Raw genomic sequence first — 3,849 nt, 5'->3', positions numbered from 1 at the left:
ATGGCAATATCTATATCGCTTGCTTCCGTCTGTTCTTTCCTGGCGAAGCTTCCGAACAGACCAATTTTGTGGACACCGTATCTTTCATAAAAATCATCTTTATGGGTCTTAATAAAAGAAATAACCTGTTCTTCTGTAAGTATTGGCATGTGTACACCTCATTTTTCATGCCCTCTGCTCATTTACGCGAGGGTTTTATCCGGAGGGTTGTGGAATTCCTCGATGGCTTCCCGGTCGAACGAGGACTTGAATTCAATGGTTTCGGATTCGCCTTTCGTTATGAGAGAGCTTTGAATTTCTCATGAAACTTGGCAAATCGTCATTCCCGTGAAAACGGGAATCCAGAAAATACTTGAAAATACTGGATTCCGGCTTTCGCCGGAATGACAAAATTGCTGGTTTTATACAGTTTTGCAAAGGGGGATTTTTTTACGATGGTCCGTAAAATCTCCCCCGACCCCTCTTTAGAAAAGAGGGGAGTCAAATTACTTAAGTCAATGACATTGTCAAGGTATATAGGAAAGGTGGTTGTATGTCAATAATGGTATGTCAAGGGAGGGATATATTGAAATTCTATTGACAGACAAAAACGTCCTGTTATACTCGATTCACCCATCACAATGGGAATTCTTAATAAAAAAGGAGGGAGTATGCGGATATTAAAAATCATTGCCGTTTTATGTATCGTCCTTTTTGTTTTTTCAGGCACGGCCCTGGCCCAGCAGATGCCAAATCCTTATGGCCCGAATATAAGCTTGGCCACTGCTAAGAACGTCGCCGCGTCCGCAGCCGCGGAAGCGATCAAGATGAAGATTAAAGTCGTGATCGTAATCGTGGATACGGGTGGGAATCTCCTCTACCTCGAGAGGTTCGATGTTGTACAGTACGGCAGCATCGACGTGGCGGTCCACAAAGCCAAGTGTTCCGTTGCTTACAAGCGACCGACAAAAGCCTTCGAGGATTTAATCGGTGGTGGAAAGACGGCGTATCTGACCCTGGACGGCATAAGCGCAATCGAGGGCGGTGTGCCGATCATTCAGAACGGCAAGATCATCGGAGCAATAGGCGTGTCGGGTGGCTCAGCCGCGCAGGACGGCCAGGTGGCGACAGCCGGAGCGAAAGCACTGCAATAGCGGTTTAAGCCTGCCGGGAACAGGGACGATATTAGGCTTTGGCTGATCTGTCTCCACAAAAAAGCCACGGCTATTGGAGCCGTGGCTTTCCTTTTTCACGAACAAATTTATAGAAGGCTATAGCATCTCAAATATCCCTGCTGCCCCCATGCCGCCCGCGATACACATGGAAACGATCCCCCTCTTTGCCTTACGCCGCTTCAACTCATAGAGAAGCTGAGCAGTCAGCTTGGCGCCGGTAGCGCCAAGTGGGTGGCCAAGGGCGATCGCGCCTCCGTTTGGATTCACATCACCGGCCGCCAGTCTGTCTTCGATACCGACTACCTTTATTGAATAAAGTGCCTGGCAGGCGAAGGCTTCGTTAATTTCGAACACGTCAATGTCCTTCGTTGTTAATCCTGCCAATTTAAGAACTTTAGGTATCGCGAAGGCGGGTCCAATCCCCATTTCTTCCGGTTTGCAGCCGGCAACGGCGAAGTAAGATAGCCTTGCAAGGGGTTTCAAGCCTAAAGACTTAGCCTTCTCTTCACTCATAAGCAGAGTAAACGCTGCCCCATCGGTCATCTGGGATGAGTTGCCGGCGGTAACCGAACCACCCTGCTTAAACGGCGACTTCAATTTTGCAAGATCTCCCATCGTCGTCGGCCACCTCACGCCGTCATCCATGTCAAACACAACCTGTTCCCTTACCCTTTTTCCATTTTTTGATTTTGCATATCGGTAGGCTTTAATCGGTATAATCTCATCTTTGAATTTTCCCGCCTTTATTGCCTCGAATGCCCTGCGGTTGCTCTCCATGCCGAACCTATCCTGGTCTTCACGGGATACCTTATAATTTGCGGCAACATTCTCTGCCGTTATGCCCATCGATACATAGACATTCGGTAAATCTCCCCAGTCCGGATTGGGACGAAATACATTCCCCCCCATGGGCACATGGGACATGTTCTCACAACCTCCGGCAATAATGACTTCCGACCAGCCCGCCCTGATTTTCGCCGTCGCATCGGCAACGGCTTGCACCCCCGAAGAGCAGAAGCGATTTATCGTCATGCCTGATGCGGTAATGGGAACCCCTGCCCCAATGGCAATAACTTTCGCCAGGTTCATACCCTGTTCAGCCTCGGGAAAAGCGCATCCGACAATCACGTCATCCACATCTTCAGGCTTCAGCGCGGGAACCCTTGCCAGAAGGCCCTTCATTACCTGGATACCTATTTCATCACTCCGGGTGTACGCAAGACCACCTCTCCTGTAACGTCCGCCCGGACTTCTCACGGATTCAACAATAACGGCTTCACTCATGATATTCCTCCTTACTTAGTTGCGTAAAGGTTTGCCCGTATTCAGCAAATGCATGATCCTGTCCTGAGTCTTTTGCTCACCGCAGAGACTCAAAAAGGCATCTCGCTCCAGGTCAAGAATTTCCTGTTCAGTAACCAGTGTACCTTCCGGACAGTCACCGCCGGAAAGTATGTCGGCAAGTTTCCCGGCGATATGCGCATCAAAGTCTGAAATGAAATTCCCTTGCCTCATATTGTACACAACGGAATTACACATACCCCTGAAGTTCTCTCCCATTACAGGAATCATTGCAGGCGGCGGTTTTTTGTAAAACATGGAAAGACCTAGGACGACCTGTTTTGCATCCCAGATCTGCTGATCCCTGTTCAGGCTGATAGTATCTGTTTTTCTCACGTATCCCAGTTCCATTGCTTCCACAGCGCTGGTGGCAACTTTCGCCATAGCTATATTTTCGAAAACCTTGGAATAAAAATGCTGGAGGTTCAACCCCGCCTCAATGGCGCCGTCGGGGATACCTTCGGTGATCCTTACCATCAGCTCTTTACAGCCCCCGCCGGCCGGTATAACACCGACACCGACTTCCACAAGTCCTATATAGGTTTCTCCGCAGGGTTGACATTTTGCCCCGTGCATGGCGATCTCACAACCGCCACCCAGGCTCATACCCGCAGGAGCGGTAACAACAGGCTTTGCACAATACTTCATTCTCATGTTGGCATTCTGGAATTCCTCTATCAGCTTTTCCAATAAATCCCAGTCGCCTTTCTGGGCAGCAATAAGAACCATAAATACATTGGCGCCCACGGAGAAGTTGGTAGCGTGGTTACCGACAACCATGCCGACAAAATCCTTTTCCACAATATCGCAACTGTCAAAAATCATCTGGACAATTTGTTGATCTACCGAATTCATCTTGGTATGGAATTCAAGGCAGACAACGCCATCGCCAATGTCAACGAGGCTTGCACCCGGATTCTGCTTTACAATCTTTTTCCGGTCTTTGAGGGAAGGCAGAATAATGATCTTCGGGTTTTCCTTTAGTTTTACATAATTTCTCGTCTCAAAATCAAAGTAAGAAAGGCCGTCTTCCTTTTTTATGTAAAATGATTCAAAGCCTGCATCAAGCATCTCCTCGATCTTTTTGGGAACATGCTTCCCCAGCTTTTTCATCACGGCAACTGCACCGCGAACACCTACTGCATCCCAGGTTTCAAACGGACCGAGCTGGTGGTTGTAACCCCACTTCATGGCATTGTCGATGGCCACGATGTTGTCGCAAATCTCGGGAATACGGTTGGCAGCATAGATAAAATTGTTGCAGAAATACTCACGGGCGAGATCCGCCGCGACATCGGTTCCATCAAATACAGTCTTGATCATCTTAGGGACGTTATCTTCCACTTTTTTCGCC

Annotated in this window: 3 protein-coding genes; 1 reads left to right on the top strand and 2 read right to left on the bottom strand. The window is 48.5% G+C overall.

The features are described from left to right. The first annotated feature begins 650 nt into the window (after positions 1-650). Positions 651-1,133, top strand: coding sequence for a heme-binding protein (locus NTW12_00205; GenBank protein ID MCX5844777.1), 483 nt, complete (start codon positions 651-653; stop codon positions 1,131-1,133). A gap of 117 nt (positions 1,134-1,250) precedes the next feature. Here NTW12_00205 and NTW12_00200 read toward each other — a convergent pair whose 3' ends face one another. Further along, positions 1,251-2,438: a thiolase family protein gene (locus tag NTW12_00200; GenBank protein ID MCX5844776.1), complete on the bottom strand. Its 1,188-nt coding sequence runs from the start codon at positions 2,436-2,438 to the stop codon at positions 1,251-1,253. Positions 2,439-2,453: 15 nt separating this feature from the next. After that, positions 2,454-3,849: enoyl-CoA hydratase/isomerase family protein (locus NTW12_00195; GenBank protein MCX5844775.1), on the bottom strand; the 1,396-nt coding region annotated here is incomplete at its 5' end.

The sequence above is a fragment of the Deltaproteobacteria bacterium genome (genome assembly GCA_026388545.1).
GTDB lineage: Bacteria > Desulfobacterota > Syntrophia > Syntrophales > UBA2185 > JAPLJS01.
Note: the sequence above shows the minus strand (reverse complement) of the source record. Positions and strands in the feature narration are given on the sequence as shown.